This is a genomic window from Chryseobacterium sp. ZHDP1 (assembly GCF_018603435.1).
Lineage (GTDB): Bacteria > Bacteroidota > Bacteroidia > Flavobacteriales > Weeksellaceae > Chryseobacterium > Chryseobacterium indicum.
The window spans coordinates 3,818,342-3,838,439 of the sequence record NZ_CP075682.1 but is presented as its reverse complement, the minus strand read 5'-3'; the positions used below and the strand labels follow the sequence as shown (position 1 = coordinate 3,838,439).

Genomic DNA, 20,098 nt, shown 5'->3' with positions numbered 1-20,098 from the left:
TTTATGGAAACAAGCTTAGCAATGAACACTCTTATTTTCTTAGGCGTAGCCATCATTATGGTTCCGCTGGCTAGAAAATTCGGGCTGAGTTCTGTCATCGGGTATATTGCAGGCGGAATTATTATTGGACCTTATGTTTTAAAATTAACGGGAAAAGATGTTAACGACATTATGCACGCCAGTGAATTTGGAGTTATCATGCTTTTATTTTTAGTCGGTCTGGAGCTGGAACCCCGAAAATTCTGGGATATGCGGAAGAAGATTGTCGGACTCGGCTTAACGCAGATGCTTTTAACGATTTCCCTCCTATTTCTCGTATTTATCTGGACAGGCTGGAAGATTGATAAAGCCATTGCTATCGCCATGTGTTTCGCTTTGTCTTCCACAGCAATCGTGCTGCAGACTTTACAGGAAAAAAACAACTTAAAAACCTTAGCCGGAGAAGCATCTTTTTCCACTTTACTGTTTCAGGATATTGCGGTGATTCCTATTTTAGCAATCCTTCCGTTAATTGCCAATTACAAATCCAGACATCACGATAACGAAATTCAGGTGCTCATACAGACTCTTCCGGAATGGATGCAGTTCGCGACCGTTATTTTGGGAGTGGTTATTTTAATTTTACTGGGGCGGTATGTTTTTGTTCCTTTTTTAAGATATGTCTCGAAATCCGGAATGTCGGAGCTTTTAACAGCCTCTTCCCTATTTTTGGTCATCGGAGTTTCAGAACTGATGGTTGCTATTGGTTTGTCTCCCGCTTTAGGAGCTTTCCTTGCAGGAGTCATGTTAGCCAACAGCGAATTCCGCCACGAACTGGAAGCACAGATTGATCCATTCAAAGGATTATTGCTTGCCGTATTTTTTGTAAGTGTAGGTTCCACGATGAATTTTAACGTCATTCAGAAAGATCCTACTTTTATTTTCACCACCGTTTTTGCAGTTTTAGCCATAAAATTCCTTGTTTTATTTCTTATCGGAAAGTTTTTCAAAATAGATACCCCACAAAGCCTGTTTTATGCTTTTGCGCTTTCGCAGGTGGGAGAATTTGCTTTTGTCCTCATTAATTATGCTTCAAGTCTTTATCTTCTGCCTTCGGAACTCAATGCGCAGATGATGGCTGTAACGGCAATAACCATGTGCATCACGCCGTTTCTATTAATTATTAATGATAAACTTATTACTCCGAGATTCATAAAAGAAGTTCCTGATCCCGATAATGATTTTAATATTCTGGACGGTAATATTCAGCAAAAGAAAATCATCATCGTAGGATTCGGACATTTCGGAAGTACGGTCGGAAGACTTTTAAAAGCGAATAAAATTCCGGCAACGGTTTTAGACCGGGATTCTGACCGTGTAAAATTATTGAGAAGTTACGGTTTTAAGGTGTATTATGGCGATGCTACCAAAATCCCCACATTACGGGCAGCAGGAATTGAAGATGCCGAAATTCTGGTGCTGTGTCTTGATGATCCCGATGACAATAAATTTGTTGCCGATATTGTAAGAGAAAATTATCCACAGGTAAAAATCTTTGTGCGTGCCAAAAACAGAATAGATTCTTATGAATATTTAAACAGCGGAATTCATAATATCTACCGTGAAACTCTGGGAACCGCAGTAGATATGGCAGTCGACGTTCTTCATGCAACCGGAATGCGGAAATACGCAGCAAGACGTCTCGGACAGAGATTTATGACCATCGATAAAGCTTCGATCCGAAAATTGGCAAAATCGGATCATGATGATGAAATTCATCTTTTTACCACAAAAGAAATCCTCCTGCGAGAGGAGGAATTACTGGCGTATGATAATCTTAATTTTGATAATCAGCAATGGGAAGATTCTTCTAATGATGAAGAGGATGAAGATGAAAATTAATAGCTTACATTTGATTTAAATAAACTAATCAGTGATCATTTTAACGCTATCTCCACAAAGATTTTTATCTCAAACGTTTAATTTTCCGTTCGCAATGGCATTTCACTCAGCAAAGCATTACATTACTGAATCGATACGCTTCCGCCACTGCTTTCGTTTTTGGTAATATTGGTAACGTTTCCTTTTTTATACACATTCACGCTTCCGCCGGAAGATGCTTCTGCATTAATGGAAGAAGAAGCACTGATGTCTACGCTCGCTCCGCTGGATGAATCTGTTTTCAGATTCTGAACTATAACATCTTTGGCAGAAACACTGCTTCCTGATGAAGCACTGATCTCAGCATTTTTAGCTTTACCGGAAAGATCCAGACTTGCCGCAGATGAAGCATCTACATCAAGATCTACCGCCCAGATTTTTCCGTCGAAATTTCCGCTGCTGTCTATGGAAATAGTAAATTTATTCGCCTCAAGATCTCCGGAAACAGCTCCTGAACTGGAAACCTCAACTTCCATTTTATCCTGTACAAATTTATCCTTCACTTTTATGCTTGCCGCAGAATTGGCATTTAATTTTGAAAAATCTTTTGTGTAAATTCTTGCAGAAACATTATGGGAATCCATCACACGGATTCCTGATTTATAATGAATATGAAGTTCTCCTCCACTGTTATCTACCAGAACCTCATCGATAATATTTTTCGGAGCAGAAATTACTACCTTTTCAAAATCTGCTTTTATCACTTCAGCTTCGATTGCCTGTGAAACTTCGATTTCATCAAAATCACCCGTCACTTCTTTATGGCTCATCGGTCCGTTGTCTTTCGTTACTACTTTTTCCACCCAGTTTTTCTGTTCGTTGCCGTTATAATGTCGGTCATTTTTATCGCAAGAAGCCAGAAGTGCTATCGCCGAAAAAAGAAAAATAGTCTGTGATCTCATGTTTATTATTTTATGAATTAAGTTTTAAGTATCTTTATACCTTTATTAACAACTAATTTATGAAAAATATTACATCGGTATTATTAATTTCTGCATTAGCATTCAACCAATCATGTACAACAATGAAAAACACCGATAGCCAACAGGAAGTTCCAGCTCCGGACGCATCGCTTTCATCGAATCCTTTCATGAAAAGAAGCAAACTTCAATATGAAGCTCCTGAATTTGATAAAATTAGGAATGAACATTTTAAGCCCGCTTTTGATTTCGGTCTGAAACAGCATGACGCTGAAATTTTAAAAATCGCCAACAATTCTGAAGCACCAACGTTTGAAAACACCATCGTAGCTCTGGAAAAAAGCGGTGAAGTTCTGAAAAGAGCTCAAATCATATTTTCAAATCTTACCAGCGCCAATACAAATCCGACTTTACAGGCTCTTGATGAAGAATATGCACCGATCTTTGCTGCCCATTCTGATAAAATGTATCTGAATGAAAATCTTTACAAAAGAATAAAAGCGATCTCTGAAAACGGTTTAGACGCTGAAAGCAAAAGGTTATTACAATATTACAAACAGAATTTCGAAATTGCAGGAGCCAATCTTTCTTCTGCGGATAAAGAAAAACTAAAGCAGATCAATCAGGAACTGGCTTCATTGTCTACACAATATTCCAACAAATTGCTTGAAGCGAGAAAGCAAGGAGGCGTTTTCTTTACAGATGTGAAGGAACTGGACGGACTTTCCGCCGATGAAATTGCTGCGGCAGCTTCTGATGCCAAAAATGCAGGAAAACCGGGACAGTATCTTTTAGCATTACAAAACACAACACAACAACCTCTTTTACAGAATCTTAAAAACAGAGCAACAAGAGAAAAACTCTTCAAAGCATCATGGACAAGAGCTGAAAAAGGGGATGGAAATGATACAAGGGAAACCATTGAAAAATTAGCGAAATTAAGACTGAAAAAAGCTCAGGTTTTAGGTAAAAAAAGCTTCGCAGAATGGAAATTGCAGGATCAGATGGCAAAAACACCGGAAGCTGCAACAAAATTAATGAACCAGATTGCGACTCCCGCGGTAGAAACGGCAAGACGTGAGGCAAAAGACATTCAGGATCTGATCGATCAGCAGAAAGGAGGTTTCAAGGTTGAACCATGGGACTGGAATTTTTACGCTGAACAGGTAAGAAAGGCAAAATTTGATCTTGATGAAAGTGAAATAAAGCCTTATTTTGAAATTACAACCGTTTTGGAGAAGGGCGTGTTCTTCGCTGCGGAAAAATTCTATGGATTAACTTTCAAAAAGAGAACGGATCTTCCGGTTTATCATCCGGATGTGGTTACGTATGAAGTTTTCGATCATGACGGAAAATCCATTGCCATTTATTATCTGGATTTCTACACGAGGGATTCTAAAAACGGAGGAGCATGGATGAACAATTTTGTAGAGCAGTCTTATTTACTGGGAACAAAACCTGTAATTGTAAACTGCTACAATTATCAGAAACCGGCTCCCGGAAAACCTTCTTTGATCAGTTATGATGATGTTTCCACTATTTTCCATGAATTCGGACATTCTATTCACGGGATGTTTGCCAGTCAGAAATATCCTTCGCTTTCCGGAACAAACGTACCGAGAGATTTCGTGGAATTCCCTTCACAGATCAACGAACACTGGGCTTTAGATCCGGTCGTTTTAAAGAACTACGCTTTACATTACGAAACAAAACAGCCCATTCCGCAAACTTTGGTTGATAAAATTAAAAAAGCGGCAACTTTCAATCAGGGTTACATGACCACGGAACTGGTTTCTGCGGCAGAGCTTGATATGGATTGGCATACGGTGACGAATGAAAATCAGTTAATTCCAGTTTTAGATTTCGAAAAAGAGTCTTTAGCGAAGCACGGATTTACTTTGGCAACAGTTCCTCCAAGATATCATACGCCTTATTTTGCACACATTTGGGGCGGTGGTTATTCTGCAGGATATTATGCTTATTTATGGTCTGAAACTCTGGATAACGATGCCTGGGAATGGATTTCTAAAAATGGAGGATTGACAAGAGAAAACGGAGACCGTTTCAGAAAATACATTCTGTCTGTAGGAAATTCTGTTGACTTGAATCAGGCATTCAGAGATTTTACAGGACACGATCCGGATATTAAGCCTTTATTGAGAAACAGAGGTTTTATTAAATAAATTTTTAAAAGCATTCAATTTTTGGATGCTTTTTTTGATTCAAACACTAATGACACAAATATTTTTCACTAATAACACAATTAAATATTTCGCGGATTTCGCAAATGACCCAGATTTTAAAATTATAAAAGATAAAAATTCTTGAATTCGTGGCTAGCAAAAAGTGTAAATTTGTTTCTTAAAATTTAAAGCAATGAACTGTCCCTGCTGTTCCGGAAAGACGTACGAAGAATGCTGTAAACCTTATCATACAAAAGAAAAATTTGCTCCGACTGCAGAAGCATTGATGCGTTCAAGATTTTCAGCGTTTGCGATTCCGAACGGAAAATATTTGATGGAAACCACTTCGCCGAGTAAAAGGCAGTTTCACAATACGAAAGACTTACAGGAATGGGGAGAAATTAATGAGTGGACAAAACTGGAAATTGTAAATAAACCTTCTATGAATAAAGTGGAATTCAAAGCTTTTTACACTGATGAAAACGGAGAAAACCATGTTCATCACGAATTATCTACTTTTAAAATGATCCAGAACCGCTGGTTTTATGTGAGCGGTGAATTTCTTGATTAGATTAAAAAATTTCCCACTAATTTCACAGATTATTGATTCCCAAAATGAAAAATTTTTATGATTACCCGCTATTAAACATACTGTTTTTTTAACGCAAAGGACTCGCAAAGATTCTTTATATACTAACTGTTTTTAAGTTCGCAAAGGCGTTTCACTCAGCAAAGAACTCAAAGCTTTTTCCAATTATGACAAATTACGGATAATCATAAAAATCTTTGATTTTCAGCTTAGGTTTTCTAAAATATTTCCAAAGATTTGAACTGAAAACTTATGTGTAAAAAAAATGTCCAGCATTTCTGCCGAACATTCATATTTTATTGAAAAATTCTTAGTGAGCTTCGTTTCCGTCTACTCCGTGAGCGTGACCGTGAGACAACTCTTCTTCCGTTGCAGGACGTGTGTTTAAGATTTCAACCTGGAAATCTAACGTTTTCCCAGCCATCGGGTGATTAAGATCTGCTACTACAGCTTCCGGAGTTACCTCAACCACAATTGCCTGAAAGTTATTCCCCTGATTGTCGGATAATGGTAAAATTGCTCCTACAGGCGGAATTCCTGCTTCCTGGAACATATCGATCGGCAACTGAGCGATTGCATCAGGCTGTCTTTCACCATAAGCTTCTTCAGGCTTAATCGTAAAATCAGCTTTATCTCCAGCCTGTAAGCCGTGGATATTCTGTTCAAATTTTGGAATCATCATTCCTACTCCATACAAAAATGTAAGTGGATTTTCTGCTGTTGTTTCTTCTACAAGAATTTTACTTCCATCCGGCTCAATAGTATGTAGGATATACTTTACAGCTACAACGTGATTGTTTTCGATTGTCATATTTTATTCTTTTTTCGTGATTTCTTTCACGATTAACGGCACAAAGATACTGTTTTTGAAATCATTGACCGAAGAAATATTTATCTGTCTTTTTTTCTTTCGTTACGCTTTTTTTCTCTCTGTACAAAAAGATATAAACTTTCTACTTTCGATCTTGCCCAGTCGGTTTTTCTTAAAAATTTCAAAGATGAATTAATACTCGGATTGTCTGTGAAACATCGGATGTTGATCTTTTCACCAAGCTTTTCAAATCCGTTATAATATTCCACCAATTCTTCAAGAATGGCATCTAGTCTTTTTCCGTGAAGGGGATCTTTAGATTGTTGTTCCATGCTGTAAAAGTAGAGAATTTGTATCGGATGACAAACAGATGACTTTTAGACAAAATAAAAAAACGCCCACTGTTTTAATAATTTTCGACAAATTATAAATCAAATTTAATAATTTCGTTCAATGAAAAAGCTTTTACCACACATTATCCTCATTCCTCTACTTCTCACAATCCCGATTGTTTCTTCTCCGGATTTTGACGGGACACTGTCTGTTTTCAGGGTTCCTCCTTTTCAAAGGGAGTTTATTCGTTTTGTGCTGGTGATTATCTTTTTTTATGTAAATCTTAACATTTTTCTTCCGAAATTTTACCGGCAGAAAAAACATATCGCTTTTCTACTCTCTAGTTCGATATCTTTCGGTGTAATGGTGTTTTTACCTTATTATATATCATCAGGAAATAATTTTACGAGTGTTCCCTCTCAAATGCATAAGGAACCACAAGAAATGCCACCTAAAAATAATTTATTTCCGCAGCCACCAATGGATGGAAGACCTCCTTTTGATAATTCCGGTCCCAAACGAAATGACAGTTCTTACCTTCAGATAATTTTTGCTTCACTGCTGCCATTTCTTTTTTCGTTCTTATCCTCATTCTTTATTTATAGAAGTAATGAGAAAGAGGAACTGGAAAAATTAAAGGCAAAAGCTGAACTGTTGAATTTAAAATATCAGCTGCAGCCTCATTTTCTGTTCAATATTTTGAATTCTATCTATTCTCTGGCTTTATTAAAATCTGACGATACGCCTGAAGGAGTTTTAAAACTTTCTAATGTAATGCGTTATGTGGTGCAGGAAAGCAGTAAAGATTTTGTTGAATTAAGTCAGGAAATCGAATACATAAAAGATTATATTTCGCTTCAGCTGATAAGAACAGACAGCAGTTTAGATTTTTCCTATACGGAGATTGGAGAAACGCAGGGATTGAAAATTGCGCCTTTTATTTTGGTTAATTTTATCGAAAATGCATTTAAATACGGTTTTAATGCGGAAAAAAATTCTAAAATTTATGTAAAAGCTGTAGTTCAGGAAGGTACTTTAAATTTTAATGTATTCAATAATATTGTGAACGAAAACATAACGGATGAAAACAGCCTGAAAGTGGGACTGAAAAATACGATTGAACATCTGCAGCAGATTTATGGAGAAAAACAGACTCTCATAATAAATAATGACAGAAAAACGTACGAAGTGGATTTAAAAATAAATTTAGTCTGAAAAGTATTATGATAAAAGCAATTGCACTGGATGATGAGATTCTCGCGCTTAAAATTATTGAGAATTATGCCGGAAAAATTGAAAATCTTTCTCTGGAAAAAACTTTCAATATACAAAGCGAAGCACAGAAGCACCTCAACAAATATCCTGTTGATCTGATTTTTCTGGATATCGAAATGCCTTCCAGAAACGGAATGGATTTTTATAAAAGTATTTCTCAAAATATAAAGGTTATTTTCACCACTGCTTATTCTGAATATGCAGTGGATGCTTTCAGTATCAATGCGATAGATTATTTATTAAAACCTTTTTCTTTTGATCGATTTAAAGCGGCTGTGGATAAAGTAAAAGTGAATAATGAATCTGCTGATGTAAAATATCTTTCCATCCGTGCAGATTATAAACTTCATAAAATTAATTTTGATGATATTATTTTGATCGAAGGTTTAGACGATTACATTCAGATTCATCTTGCAGATCATTCCAAGATTACCGCACGTTCTTCTATGAAAAATATTCTGGAAAAACTTTCAGAAAAAGACTTTATACGAGTTCACCGCTCTTATATTGTTCCCATAAACCTGATTAAAACAATTGTAAACCGGAATATCCACATTGGGGAATTTATCATTCCGATTGGGGAAACATATAAAGATACAGTGATGAAACTGGTAAATAAATGATTTTATTCATCTTAAACTACCCCTCCAAAGGAGGTAATTTCTATTCGGCAAATTTTTGCTATTCCTTTCATATTATTCTTAATATTTCTTAAAAAAAATTCATTTACCGACACATTTTTACTGTTTACCTCATAAATTTCATAAGCTTTTTTTTTCAAAATATATTTGATACAGAAATTGATAATTGAATCAATACCATTCAAATAGTAACCTTTAAAAAAACATATTATGAAAACAATAGACAGAAAAGGGTTTTTAAAAACTCTTGGTTTGGCAGGTGTTACTGCGGTAGCAGCTCCTATTTTGATACATTGCGGAAGTGATGACGATATCGCGGATACCACAACGAGCTCATCTTCAGGTTCAGGTTCTTCTTCCGGATCATCTTCAACAGGATGTTCTGTTACCAATTCCGAGACTGAAGGTCCTTTTCCTACCAAATCACCTTCTACACTTGTACAGACTAATATTGTAGGAGACAGAACTGGTGTTCCGTTCACGATTACAATTACCGTTCAGAATACCAATGCAAGCTGTGCCAATCTTCAGGGAGCTATTGTTGATATCTGGCATTGTGATAAAGAAGGAAATTATTCTGAATATGGAGGAACAGCGATGCAGTCTGCCAATTATACGTCATACCATTTCCTTAGAGGAAGGCAGACAACCGATGCCAACGGAAAAGTTTCTTTCACAAGTATATTTCCGGGATGGTACAGCGGAAGAGCCACTCACATTCATGTTCATATTTATAATTCTGCAGGGCAATCTCTTCTGGTAACGCAGATTGCATTTCCGGAAGGAAATGACAGCGCAGTGGTTCAGGTAGCTTCAAGTACAGGATATAAAGGAATGAACGGATATACTTATAATGCAAGTGATAATGTATTCAGCGACGGAACATCTAATGAAATGTCTACGATTACAGGAAGTGTAAGCGCGGGATATGCTCTTACCCATACGATAAAAGTTTCGGCTTAGTAAAAATAAAACAGAGGTTGTTTACTATTAGTTTATTAGTTTTCCACAAAAAGCACAGATTTACGCGGGTGTGAAGTGATTAGATGTGTTTATCTGTGCAGTGTGGAATTCCTCAAAAAAATTCAATCAAAATGTTAGTTCAAAGTCCATCCAGAATTTTTAAATCTGATCTTTCCGTCTGGAGGAAAGAAAACTCATATGTTCTGAACGAGATGACTCCCGATGAACAGTCAGGATTGCACAAAATAACAGAAGTTGTTTTCGAGGAAAACGGAACATTTGATTTTAAATATCAAAAAAGTTCTACTGTTCTCATCATTGTGCTCTTCGGCGAAATTTACATTAACGATTTTGAGAAACCTCTTTCTCCAGAAAATATTTTTACTTTAAAGTCTGAAGAAGGTAATATGCTGAACATTAGAAATAACAAATCGGATGAGAAAGCCGACATTCTGATTTTTGAACTAAAAAGTATTAAAAAAGATAATTTCTTCAGCATTGAAAATCTGAATATAGACCGTAGAAATCATTTGATACAGATTTCTGAAAAACTGGAATATCCCAATTTCATAGGATTGTATGAAGGAAGAAAAGAAGAGGAATATGCTCTTCATCACAAGGGAAAATCAATTTTCGGAATGGTGATTAACGGTGCTTTTGAATTTCAGAACAGACTTTTAGAAACCAGAGACGCGATCATCATTTCTGAAATCGAAACTCTGGAATTTGAAGCATTAAGTGAAAATGCCCTTTTACTTTTCCTTGAAGTTTAATTTAAAATAAAAACTAAATACATGGACAGAAAAAATTTTTTAAAAAACTCATTCGGACTGGCAGGAATAGCTGTTGCTGCGCCTGTTCTTCTCCGATCGGAAATTTTTCATGAGGAAATGCTGCCCGAAAAATCTTCTCAAAATGTTTTAACCTGCAGTGTAACCAATTCAGAAACAGAGGGTCCTTTTCCTACACATACTCCGTCGAGTCTGGTACAAACCAATATTGTGGGAGACAGAACCGGAGTTGCCTTTACGATGAATATTTATATAAAAAATACCAACGGAAACTGCGCTGCCTATCAAGGAGTTCTGGTAGACGTTTGGCATTGTGATAAAGACGGAAACTATTCCGAATACGGAGGTACAGCAATGCAGGCTGCAAATTACACCAACAATCATTTTCTTCGCGGAAGACAGACCACGGATGCAAACGGACTTGTAAGTTTCACGAGCATATTTCCGGGATGGTATCAGAGCAGAGCCACCCACATTCATGTTCATATTTACAAAGCAGACGGAACTTCTCTTCTGGTTACTCAGATTGCTTTTCCGGAAGGAACAAGCAGTGCTGTTTATAATGTGAATGTCAACGGAACTTCATACGGCTATACAAAAGGAATGACAGGATATACTTATAATGCCAGTGACAATGTATTTTCAGACGGAACCAGCAATGAGATGAGTACGATAACAGGCTCTTTATCAGCAGGATATATTTTAACTCATACCATTTATGTAGCAGGAGCCGTTTTAGGAACTCAGGAAGCAACAAACACCAAAAATTTTAATGTGGGACAGAATTATCCAAATCCTTTCAGAGAAGAGACTATTTTCCCGATTACTCTTAACGAAAGATCAACAGTAAGTATTGAACTGTTTGATGTAAGCGGAAAAAAACTTTTCAGTGTCATCGACAAGCAAAAACTTGCATCCGGAAGTCAGCAGATCAAAATGACCAAAAACCAATTAAAATCCGGAATGTATATCGCAAAAATTACGATTGATAATACGAAAGGAACGTTTACAGAGAATCTTAAAGTTCTTGTAAACTGATCCACTTATTGAGTATTAGATATTTTTCATATCAATTTTGTTTAGGATCAGGGCAGAATTATTAAAAGCTGCCCTGTTTTATTAAAATTTAAAATGATGAAGGCTAAAATAAAACTTGCATTCAGGATTGTAATTGATCAGAATTCTGAAATTGTCTGGGATAGATACATCTTTGAAGACACGTATTTTGAATATAAAATTCAACATCAGGTTTTCGATGATAAAGAAAACCCGGTAAAGAATTACTGGGAATTGCTGAGAAAAAATCCTCATGCAGAAAGAATTCCATTTTTACTGAGTTCAGCAGTGGTGAACTATGTTGCCCAGCTTAACGGTGAGATCAGAAGTCTTCCGGATGTTTTGGGAAATACTTTTTTCCCGATTGAAAATTTCAAACTGGATCTTATCAGTTCCAATGTGGAAGATCCTTCAAAGCATAAAATAGGTTTGACTTTTTACACCCCTGAATTATTGCTGATTGATATTATCGACAATAAGTATCTTTTAAGCAAAAACACTTCAGGAGACTCTTTTGAAACGTTTATGTTTGCTTTTCATCCACAGGTTGCAATAGCTTCTTATACAGCTTTATAATTTATATTGATTAATTTCTAAACAACAGGACGTTGTTTCATTTTTACAGATGATTTTTATTAAAGAGAAACCTCCGCTGAAATTCAGCGAAGGTTTTGTTTTAAAGATCTTTGACAAGTGGTTTTACTTCTTTGCCAAACAGTTCGATAGATTTCATCATAAGATCATGCTCCGGAGCTCCCACATCCATGTGTCCGATAAATCTTGTAATGCCGAAAATTTCTTTCAGGTAAGCAATTTTATCTGCCACTTCTTTAGGATTACCGATGAACAACGCTCCTTCTTTGCTTCTTCCGCCGTCATACTGCATTTTGGTGTAAGGAGCCCAACCTCTGGAAGAACCGATTCTGTCCATCTGCGATTTATAATTGTGGAAATACCCTTCAATCACTTCAGGATCATCACTTACAAAAGTATGCGAATGAACGGCGATCTGCATTTTGGAAACATCATGACCTGCTTTTTTATATTCCTGTTTGTAGAATTCAATTAAATTTCTGAATTGTACCGGCATTCCTCCAATAATTGCCACCACTAAAGGCATTCCCAATTCCGCGGCACTTAAAACCGACTGCGGAGTTCCGCCGACTGCTCTCCAGATGGGCAGTTTTCCGTCATTTTTTGCTCTCGGATAAACGGTTTGATTCTGCATAGGTGCACGAAGTTTTCCTTTCCAGGTTACATTTTCCTGAGAATTGATTTTGAGCAGTAAGTCTAATTTTTCATCAAAAAGTTCCTCATAATCGTTTAAAGAATATCCATATAAGGGAAATGATTCAATGAAACTTCCTCTTCCAACGAAAATTTCAGCACGACCGTCTGAAATTAAATCCAGAGTCGAGAAATCTTCATATACTTTTACAGGTTCTGATGAACTTAAAACCGTAACACCACTCGCTAATTTTATATTTTTTGTAATACCTGCCGCTGCAGCCAGAACGATTTCCGGAGAAGAAACCGCATAATCGGGACGGTGATGTTCTCCCATGGCAAAAACATCAATTCCCACCTCATCCATGAATTTTATCTGCTCCAGAATTTCACGAATCTTTACACCTGCATCTTTATATTTTCCTGTTGTCTGGTCGAAAGCAAGATCGCCAAACATTCCTATTCCTAATTCCATATTGTTGATTTTATAGTACAAATTTACGGCAACCGAAAATCAGATGCATTGATGTTTGATAAGAATAGATTCTAAATAATTCTAAACAAAAAAATCCAGTCTATATTTACACTGGATTTTACTATTTACTTTTTCAGATTTTGGTCAAAATAATCCGTTACTTTCTGCATAAGATGTACTCTGTCTTTGCCGATCACGTTGTGCGGATGTCCCGGATATACAAAATAATCTAACTGAACACCATTATCAACCGCAGATTTAATAAATTTAACCGAATGCTGCCAAACCACAACATCATCCTGCGCTCCGTGAATCATTAATAATTTTCCTTTCAGATTCTGAACTTTATCCAGAAGATTGGCTGTTGCATAACCTTGTGGATTTTCCTGCGGAGTATCCATGTATCTTTCGCCATACATAATTTCGTACATACTCCAGTCGATTACGGGTCCTCCTGCAACGCCCACTTTGAAAACATCCGGCTTACGAAGCATGAAACTTGTTGTCATAAATCCTCCGAAGCTCCATCCATGAATTCCCATTCTTTCGGAATCTACGTAAGGAAGAGATTTTAAATACTCTACTCCTTTCATCTGGTCGTTCATTTCTGTGGTTCCCAGATTTCTGAAAACTGCCTGCTCGAATTTCAACCCACGGTTAGAAGAACCTCTTCCGTCCATCGTGAATATGATGTATCCGTTTTGAGCCATGTATTCGTACCAAAGATTTCCGGATGCCGGGAAAGAATTGGTTACTAATTGTAAATGCGGACCGTTGTATAAATAAACGATCACCGGATATTTTTTATTTTGATCAAAATTGGTCGGAAGAATCATTTTGCCATACAAAATTGTTCCGTCGTCGGCTTTTAAATTGATATTTTTAATTTCCGGACGCTGATAATTTTTCAGGGTATTTTCAGCGGTCAGAAGATTGTTTGTTTTTAAAGTATTCGTATTAATGATGTTGGCAACTCTTGGTGTATCGGCGTTGCTGTAGACATCATACAGGAAATTTCCGTCACTGCTTAACACTCCGGAATGAACTCCTTCTGCGTTATCCATTCTCTGCATTTTGAAATTTGTCCAGTTGATTCTGTACAAATGCTTTTCCAACGGAGTTTCTTTGGTGGATGTAAAATAGATTTCATTTTTCTTTTCATTGAAACCTAAAATATCCGTTACCAGCCAATCTCCTTTTGTAATCTGTGCAACAAGTCCTTTTTCCAGACTGTAATGGAATAAATGGTTGTATCCTGTTCTCTGGCTCTGCCAGATGAAATCTGTAGTGGAATTCGGGAAGAACGTTAAAGGATGTTGAGGTTCCACATATTTATCACTGGTTTCTTCGAATAAAGTTTTCACTAAATTTCCTGTCGAAGCATCATATTGATTCATTTTCAGGTAATTCTGCCCTCTGTTCAGAACGCCTACAAAAATATATTTTGAATCCGGACTCCAGGTAACAGTCGTTAAATACTGATCTTTTTCGCCTGCAATATTTAAGAAGGTTGTGTTCTGAGTTTTAATGTTGAAAACTCCCAGCGTTACCTGATGAGACGTTTTCCCCGCCATCGGATATTTAATGTTATGATTTACAGCAGGTGTTACAGACCAGTCGATAATCGGATAATCTGCAACCATCTTCTGATCCATTCTGTAGAATGCCACGCTCTCTGAATTTGGAGCCGGGAAAATTCCGGTATCAATTCCGAATTCGTTTCGGTGAACATTGGAAGCTCCATTCAGAATATTTTCATCGGTATCATTGGTTACTGCAATGGTTTTTCCGTTTTTATTAACAAATAAATTATTCTTTACCGTAAATGCAAAAGTCTGGTTATCCCCAAAAATCTTCATATTGGCAGCATTTTCGTCCAAAGCAACAGAATTTTTTGTTTTCCAGTCGCTGCCGGATTTTTCTACCCATACCATTTTTCCGCCGGAATTGAAATATCCCTGAGAATTGCTGATGAATTTAATCTGTGGAACTGCTTTGAATTTATTGTCTGCTAAATTCTTATTCAGTTGAGATAAAGAAACCAGCGTATCCTGTTTGTTGGTTTTCAGATCTGTGATTAAATATCCGCCCTTTACCGCCTGAATATAAGATTTTCCATCTGCAGACCATGAAAACTGCGAGATATTTTTAACGGCTAAATTGGTTCTCATCCCGTTTACTGCCTCCGCCATTGTAAATTTTTGGGTCTGCGCCACTGCGCTGCTTCCCAAAACCAGCATCCATAAAGATAATTTATATAATTTCATTGTATAAAATTGAATCCTTCAAAAATAAGAAATAAATATCAATGGTTAAGGAGTGTTAAAGCAAAATGGGAGTTTGGTTTTTTGTTGGTTGTTGATGGCAGTTTTCGGTTTTTTATTTTGAATTTATTTGAAGTAATTTCAATCTTACTAAATGATAAACTGAGAATTCTGTTTTTATTGGAGCCTGCTTCATTCTTATCACTTGTTAGGATTTTAACGCAAAATACGCAAAGGGATTATTTTAAATGATTTGGCGGATTTTCGTTCGCAACGGCGTTTCACTAAGCAAATGAGCAGTATGTCTTTTGTTCTGTAATACTACTATTAAAAGCATTTTCAAATCTTATTAAATCATAAACTGAGAATTCTTTTTTTATTGGAACCTGCTTCGTTATAAGCATTGGTTGGAATTTTAACGCAAAATACGCAAAGGGATTTTATTTTAAGGATTTTGCGGATTTTCGGGCGCAACGGCATTTCGACAAGCTCAGCATAAACTAAACTTGTCTAAACTTTTTTACCGCAAAAGATTGTAACACTTTAGGAGTTTAAGTTTGATACTTAAATGGAAAAAAGAGCACATAAGTTTAAAAAAAATCAAAGATTTTTTCTCTTTGCAGACTTTAGACTTTTGAAATACTTTGAATAAATCCAATAAAGACTTTTGTGTACGATTTTTTGAGATTGCTTTGCCGCTTCAGAACTACATTCACTGACCTTCAGTTTGTGCGTAATGACGGGTAATGAATAACCGGCTTTAATCCTAGCCGTGATTGCAGCATTTGTCTGAGCTCATTTCATTAGTTTCGGCGCGGCAAAGCCGCGCCGAAACTAATGAAATAGCGAGTGCGGAAAGCGCGATAAAGCTCCTTGATTGAGTTGGAGAGTTTTTAAGTTGGGGAGTTGGAGGGTTTGAGCGTGTGAGTGTTTAAGATTTTGAGTGTATGAGAATTTAAAGTTGTTTTGTTTTTTCTTAAAAAATATTTTGGGTTTTCTCGTTCATTGAAATGACAGGATTATGAAAAATACAGCGAAAAGCATTTCTTATCCTACGTCAATGATTTGCACTTCTCTTTTGATCTAAATTTGCAGTATAATTAACAACAAAAAATATTAATACAATGGCAACAAAATGGAACCTAGACCCTGCTCACAGTGAAATTACTTTTAAAGTAAAACATATGATGATCTCTAATATTAAAGGAAACTTTACAGATTTTACGGCTGAAATCGATGCGGAAGACGATACTTTTGCGAATGCTAAAACAACGGCAACTATTCAGACAGCATCCATCTCTACGCACAATACAGACAGAGATAACCATTTAAGATCGGCTGAATTCTTTAACGCTGAAGCCAATCCAACAATTACTTTCGAATCTTCTGCTTTGAACAATGAAGTAACAGGAAATTTAACGATTAACGGAATTACAAAGCCTGTAACGCTTGATGTGGATTTCAACGGAATTAATGTTGATCCGTGGGGAAATACGAAGGCTGGTTTCTCTTTCGAAGGGAAAATCAACAGAAAAGATTTCGGACTGAACTGGAATGCTGCGCTTGAAGCGGGAGGTGTAATGGTAAGCGAAGAAGTAAAAATCGCCGGAGAATTACAGTTTGTAAAACAAGCATAAAACATAAAAAATCAAGGTAAAAGAGCAAAGGAAAGTTATATTACCTTTGCTCTTTTCTGTTTTCGAGAATAAAAGAAATGAACCTCAACGATTTACAAAATATCAGCGAAAATTTTAATAATACCGAGAAAATGCCTGTTCTTTTTCTGGGACACGGTTCGCCAATGAATGCTATTGAAGAAAACCAGTTTGTACAGGGTTTTCGAAGAGCTGCGGCTGAAATTCCGAAACCGAACGCTATTCTCTGTATTTCGGCACACTGGTTTACACAGGGAACGAAAGTAACGGCAATGGAAATACCGAGAACGATTCATGATTTTGGAGGTTTTCCGCAGGCTTTGTTTGATGTACAGTATCCGGCTCCGGGAAATCCTGAACTGGCAAAAGAAACTGTAGAATTGCTTGCTCCGGTTGTGGTGGAAGAAGATCATAATTGGGGACTGGATCATGGAGCATGGTCGGTGATTAAACATATGTATCCGAATGCAGATATTCCTGTTATTCAGATGAGTATTGATTATACAAAATCTCCGCAATATCATTTTGATTTAGCTAAGAGACTCAATAAGCTCCGCGAAAAAGGAATTTTAATTATCGGAAGCGGAAATATTGTTCATAATTTGAGACTGATCGACTGGAGAAACATCAATACCGTCGGAGCCGGCTGGGATTGGGCGATTGAAGCCAGAGAGAAAACCAACAACTGGCTTTTGGACGGAAATTTCCGGAACATCATCGATTACCAGAAACAAGGAACTTCGCTGCTATATGCAGTTCCTTCTCCGGATCACTATCTTCCTCTGATCTATACTTTAGGACTGAAGGAGAAATCTGAAAGCCTCAGTTTATTTAATGATGAATTAATTGGAGGATCTCTGAGTATGACGAGCGTGAGAATAGGATAAAAAAAACGGAAGATAATTTTTCTTCCGCTTTCTTTTTTATTAAGGGTAATGCTGTTATTACAATCTTTGGATACCAACAACATGAGGTTGTCCGTTAATCGGAGCATAAATTTCTACAATAGCTTCCCAAACTACCTCAGAAGGCGGCATTGAAGCAAGACATTTGTAACGGTAGTTTGTTCCGTTTACCAATTGTGTAGATACCGATTGAGGATTATAGTGTACGCCTACAAATCCTTGCATTGCTTCATTAAATACTTTTTTATCTTCCGGTGTTAAAGGATGATAAGCTGTCCAGCCTCCTACTAATTCTTTTGTTTCCATGATTAATTATATTTTGTGTTCCTACTCTTTTGGCTTTTCGGATTTCGCCCCGTTTGAATGGTTTCTGGTCTCCAGGATTATTAAGTTTTGTTTGTGATCACACTTCAAAGTTACCACGTTTAAAATAAATATGTTAGCGTAGATTTACTCATTTTTTTAACTAAGTAGAAATACTTAATAGAATGATTCAGGAGAAATAAAAAAAGGAATATTGTTAATTAACAATACTCCCTTTTCTCTATTTTTGTTTGAATTTTTACTGAACTGCCTGTAACACATTGATATTTCCGTATCCGTAATCTGAGTTCGGAGTCGGATAATAGGTTGCAGACTGTCTCATTTTATTAATGACCTGATCTCTCGTCCATGAAGGATTTTTAGCCCAGACCAACGCCGCAATTCCTGCGGTGGAAGCCGTTGCTACGGAAGATCCTCCCACATAATCTGTTTGTCCGTTATAGTAACTCAGTACCGGAATATTGCTTCCCGAAGTTCTTTCCATCTGATAAGTAAAATCAATTTCGTTTCCTGAGTGGCAGACATCGCATTTCTGATTTGAAGTATTTTCTTTCACTCCTGTTATCGCTTGTGTTTCAGGCATCCATGCAGGAAAAATTACACCTACAAAATTGGTAAAACTGGTAGAAGTTCCACCTGCGCAGAAAATTAATTTTCCTTTTGAATACGCGTATTTTACCCCATCTTCAATTTTTCCGACAGAAAAGATATGTCCCATCGACATTGAAATAATTTTTACACTGTTATTATTTCCCAGTTCTGTAAAGGCAATTTTCACTCCGTTTTGCTCATGATATCCGTCCAGAACTACATTGGAAGCTGCTCTGTACGTTACCAGATTGGCATTGTAAGCCACACCAACCGGCTGTCCCTGATTATTTCTCGGAGCGGCGGCGGCAGAAGCCATGCTTGTTCCGTGTCCGCATTTGTCGGCAGAACCGTCGTATCCTGTACTCCACGGCCAGACTGAATCTACATACACTCCATTTTTGCTGATGGTTCTTCCTGTAGAAAGTCCGTTATTAAAGCTGCTTCCTAACAAAGACTGCTCCGGAGAAACACCGCTATCTATCACTCCTATCGTTACTCCAGCTCCTGTACTGTAACTCCATGCATTAATGATATTGTGTTTCGTGAATGACCATGGTGCTTTTGCATTAGGAGAAACGGTAGTATAATCTACGGCATTCAAAGCGGTAGATTCAAATCCGCATCCTGAAGAGCTGCTGCTGGATTTTGCAGTTGCCCCGAATTGTTTTTCGTTTTCAAAATAACGGTAATCTGCAGGTTCCAGATAACGGATGTTTTTCATTTTTCTGAGTGCAATCACCGTCTCCTGCTTCTCGATGGCAACATCAATCTGATTTAAATATTGATCCGAAGACAGTAAAATTCTGTCGGTCTTTCCTTCATATTTTTTAATCAGGTCTAAAATTTCGTTTTCAATGGCTTTGTTGTCTGCATCCAGACTTCTGTCGAAAGAAGAGCCAAATCCGATGGAAGCAATTTTATTTCCCTGAAAAATCCCGCTCCACAGAAAATGATCGGAAGATTCATTCCATGAAAATCTACCTTTTGTTTTGATGGTTTCGTTGATTTTTTCGTTGATCTGCTTTGCCGTTAAAGGATCTTTCTGAGTGATTTCTGTACTGGCAACATTGTTTTGAAGGTCGTCTCTGTTACATGAAGTAAAAACAAAGAACAACAATAAAAGGTAAAAAACATTTTTTCTCATATAAATACTATTTGATTGGTAAAACCAAGAT

18 protein-coding genes are annotated in these 20,098 nt (G+C 36.9%); 11 read left to right on the top strand and 7 right to left on the bottom strand.

Translation table 11 applies throughout. The features are described 5' to 3' along the window. The first annotated feature begins 3 nt into the window (after positions 1 to 3). Positions 4 to 1,881, top strand: a complete 1,878-nt coding sequence (locus KKI44_RS17645; protein WP_214588534.1) for a monovalent cation:proton antiporter-2 (CPA2) family protein — start codon at positions 4 to 6, stop codon at positions 1,879 to 1,881. A gap of 122 nt (positions 1,882 to 2,003) precedes the next feature. On the opposite strand, the gene KKI44_RS17640 is transcribed toward KKI44_RS17645, so the two are convergent. Further along, complete coding sequence (locus KKI44_RS17640) at positions 2,004 to 2,822, bottom strand: head GIN domain-containing protein (RefSeq protein ID WP_214588533.1); 819 nt, start codon at positions 2,820 to 2,822, stop codon at positions 2,004 to 2,006. A 59-nt stretch (positions 2,823 to 2,881) separates the two neighbouring features. Between KKI44_RS17640 and KKI44_RS17635 the strand changes: the two genes are divergently transcribed. Together KKI44_RS17635 and KKI44_RS17630 are read left to right on the top strand one after the other, a co-directional pair. Beyond that, the gene (locus tag KKI44_RS17635; protein WP_214588532.1) at positions 2,882 to 5,023 is read left to right on the top strand and encodes a M3 family metallopeptidase; all 2,142 of its coding nucleotides are present in this window, start codon (positions 2,882 to 2,884) and stop codon (positions 5,021 to 5,023) included. 193 nt (positions 5,024 to 5,216) lie between these two features. Beyond that, entirely contained in the window at positions 5,217 to 5,594 is a 378-nt protein-coding gene (locus KKI44_RS17630; protein ID WP_214588531.1) for a YchJ family protein, read from the top strand. A 328-nt stretch (positions 5,595 to 5,922) separates the two neighbouring features. On the opposite strand, the gene KKI44_RS17625 is transcribed toward KKI44_RS17630, so the two are convergent. Then, positions 5,923 to 6,423 (bottom strand): peptidylprolyl isomerase, encoded by a 501-nt coding sequence (locus tag KKI44_RS17625; RefSeq protein WP_087711621.1) that lies wholly within the window; start codon positions 6,421 to 6,423, stop codon positions 5,923 to 5,925. 80 nt (positions 6,424 to 6,503) lie between these two features. Further along, on the bottom strand, positions 6,504 to 6,755 hold the full coding sequence (locus KKI44_RS17620) for a VF530 family DNA-binding protein (RefSeq protein WP_214588530.1): 252 nt from the start codon (positions 6,753 to 6,755) through the stop codon (positions 6,504 to 6,506). Positions 6,756 to 6,876: 121 nt separating this feature from the next. Here KKI44_RS17620 and KKI44_RS17615 point away from each other — a divergent pair, with 121 nt between their 5' ends. From KKI44_RS17615 to KKI44_RS17590, 6 genes are all read left to right on the top strand, one after another. Next, positions 6,877 to 7,971 (top strand): sensor histidine kinase, encoded by a 1,095-nt coding sequence (locus KKI44_RS17615; protein ID WP_214588529.1) that lies wholly within the window; start codon positions 6,877 to 6,879, stop codon positions 7,969 to 7,971. 8 nt (positions 7,972 to 7,979) lie between these two features. Next, positions 7,980 to 8,654, top strand: coding sequence for a LytR/AlgR family response regulator transcription factor (locus tag KKI44_RS17610; RefSeq protein WP_214588528.1), 675 nt, complete (start codon positions 7,980 to 7,982; stop codon positions 8,652 to 8,654). Between the two features lie 228 nt (positions 8,655 to 8,882). Beyond that, entirely contained in the window at positions 8,883 to 9,635 is a 753-nt protein-coding gene (locus KKI44_RS17605; RefSeq protein ID WP_250902092.1) for an intradiol ring-cleavage dioxygenase, read from the top strand. A 131-nt stretch (positions 9,636 to 9,766) separates the two neighbouring features. Then, positions 9,767 to 10,408 (top strand): hypothetical protein, encoded by a 642-nt coding sequence (locus KKI44_RS17600; RefSeq protein WP_214588527.1) that lies wholly within the window; start codon positions 9,767 to 9,769, stop codon positions 10,406 to 10,408. Between the two features lie 21 nt (positions 10,409 to 10,429). After that, the gene (locus KKI44_RS17595; protein WP_214588526.1) at positions 10,430 to 11,464 is read left to right on the top strand and encodes a T9SS type A sorting domain-containing protein; all 1,035 of its coding nucleotides are present in this window, start codon (positions 10,430 to 10,432) and stop codon (positions 11,462 to 11,464) included. A gap of 93 nt (positions 11,465 to 11,557) precedes the next feature. After that, positions 11,558 to 12,058 (top strand): hypothetical protein, encoded by a 501-nt coding sequence (locus KKI44_RS17590; RefSeq protein ID WP_214588525.1) that lies wholly within the window; start codon positions 11,558 to 11,560, stop codon positions 12,056 to 12,058. A gap of 100 nt (positions 12,059 to 12,158) precedes the next feature. On the opposite strand, the gene KKI44_RS17585 is transcribed toward KKI44_RS17590, so the two are convergent. Together KKI44_RS17585 and KKI44_RS17580 are read right to left on the bottom strand one after the other, a co-directional pair. Beyond that, the gene (locus KKI44_RS17585; RefSeq protein WP_214588524.1) at positions 12,159 to 13,184 is read right to left on the bottom strand and encodes an LLM class flavin-dependent oxidoreductase; all 1,026 of its coding nucleotides are present in this window, start codon (positions 13,182 to 13,184) and stop codon (positions 12,159 to 12,161) included. A 125-nt stretch (positions 13,185 to 13,309) separates the two neighbouring features. Beyond that, positions 13,310 to 15,451, bottom strand: a complete 2,142-nt coding sequence (locus KKI44_RS17580; RefSeq protein WP_214588523.1) for a S9 family peptidase — start codon at positions 15,449 to 15,451, stop codon at positions 13,310 to 13,312. Positions 15,452 to 16,572: 1,121 nt separating this feature from the next. Between KKI44_RS17580 and KKI44_RS17575 the strand changes: the two genes are divergently transcribed. Together KKI44_RS17575 and ygiD are read left to right on the top strand one after the other, a co-directional pair. Then, on the top strand, positions 16,573 to 17,085 hold the full coding sequence (locus KKI44_RS17575; RefSeq protein WP_214588522.1) for a YceI family protein: 513 nt from the start codon (positions 16,573 to 16,575) through the stop codon (positions 17,083 to 17,085). 77 nt (positions 17,086 to 17,162) lie between these two features. Then, complete coding sequence (ygiD, locus tag KKI44_RS17570) at positions 17,163 to 17,990, top strand: 4,5-DOPA dioxygenase extradiol (RefSeq protein WP_214588521.1); 828 nt, start codon at positions 17,163 to 17,165, stop codon at positions 17,988 to 17,990. Positions 17,991 to 18,047: 57 nt separating this feature from the next. On the opposite strand, the gene KKI44_RS17565 is transcribed toward ygiD, so the two are convergent. Together KKI44_RS17565 and KKI44_RS17560 are read right to left on the bottom strand one after the other, a co-directional pair. Next, positions 18,048 to 18,314 (bottom strand): hypothetical protein, encoded by a 267-nt coding sequence (locus KKI44_RS17565; protein ID WP_214588520.1) that lies wholly within the window; start codon positions 18,312 to 18,314, stop codon positions 18,048 to 18,050. Between the two features lie 256 nt (positions 18,315 to 18,570). Next, on the bottom strand, positions 18,571 to 20,067 hold the full coding sequence (locus tag KKI44_RS17560; RefSeq protein WP_214588519.1) for a S8 family peptidase: 1,497 nt from the start codon (positions 20,065 to 20,067) through the stop codon (positions 18,571 to 18,573). Between the last annotated feature and the right edge of the window lie 31 nt (positions 20,068 to 20,098).

Coding starts and splice junctions, on each gene's coding strand:
- KKI44_RS17645 (WP_214588534.1), top strand. CDS start 4: ATGGAAACAAGCTTAGCAATGAACACTCTTATTTTCTTAGGCGTAGCC.
- KKI44_RS17640 (WP_214588533.1), bottom strand. CDS start 2,822: ATGAGATCACAGACTATTTTTCTTTTTTCGGCGATAGCACTTCTGGCT.
- KKI44_RS17635 (WP_214588532.1), top strand. CDS start 2,882: ATGAAAAATATTACATCGGTATTATTAATTTCTGCATTAGCATTCAAC.
- KKI44_RS17630 (WP_214588531.1), top strand. CDS start 5,217: ATGAACTGTCCCTGCTGTTCCGGAAAGACGTACGAAGAATGCTGTAAA.
- KKI44_RS17625 (WP_087711621.1), bottom strand. CDS start 6,423: ATGACAATCGAAAACAATCACGTTGTAGCTGTAAAGTATATCCTACAT.
- KKI44_RS17620 (WP_214588530.1), bottom strand. CDS start 6,755: ATGGAACAACAATCTAAAGATCCCCTTCACGGAAAAAGACTAGATGCC.
- KKI44_RS17615 (WP_214588529.1), top strand. CDS start 6,877: ATGAAAAAGCTTTTACCACACATTATCCTCATTCCTCTACTTCTCACA.
- KKI44_RS17610 (WP_214588528.1), top strand. CDS start 7,980: ATGATAAAAGCAATTGCACTGGATGATGAGATTCTCGCGCTTAAAATT.
- KKI44_RS17605 (WP_250902092.1), top strand. CDS start 8,883: ATGAAAACAATAGACAGAAAAGGGTTTTTAAAAACTCTTGGTTTGGCA.
- KKI44_RS17600 (WP_214588527.1), top strand. CDS start 9,767: ATGTTAGTTCAAAGTCCATCCAGAATTTTTAAATCTGATCTTTCCGTC.
- KKI44_RS17595 (WP_214588526.1), top strand. CDS start 10,430: ATGGACAGAAAAAATTTTTTAAAAAACTCATTCGGACTGGCAGGAATA.
- KKI44_RS17590 (WP_214588525.1), top strand. CDS start 11,558: ATGATGAAGGCTAAAATAAAACTTGCATTCAGGATTGTAATTGATCAG.
- KKI44_RS17585 (WP_214588524.1), bottom strand. CDS start 13,184: ATGGAATTAGGAATAGGAATGTTTGGCGATCTTGCTTTCGACCAGACA.
- KKI44_RS17580 (WP_214588523.1), bottom strand. CDS start 15,451: ATGAAATTATATAAATTATCTTTATGGATGCTGGTTTTGGGAAGCAGC.
- KKI44_RS17575 (WP_214588522.1), top strand. CDS start 16,573: ATGGCAACAAAATGGAACCTAGACCCTGCTCACAGTGAAATTACTTTT.
- ygiD (WP_214588521.1), top strand. CDS start 17,163: ATGAACCTCAACGATTTACAAAATATCAGCGAAAATTTTAATAATACC.
- KKI44_RS17565 (WP_214588520.1), bottom strand. CDS start 18,314: ATGGAAACAAAAGAATTAGTAGGAGGCTGGACAGCTTATCATCCTTTA.
- KKI44_RS17560 (WP_214588519.1), bottom strand. CDS start 20,067: ATGAGAAAAAATGTTTTTTACCTTTTATTGTTGTTCTTTGTTTTTACT.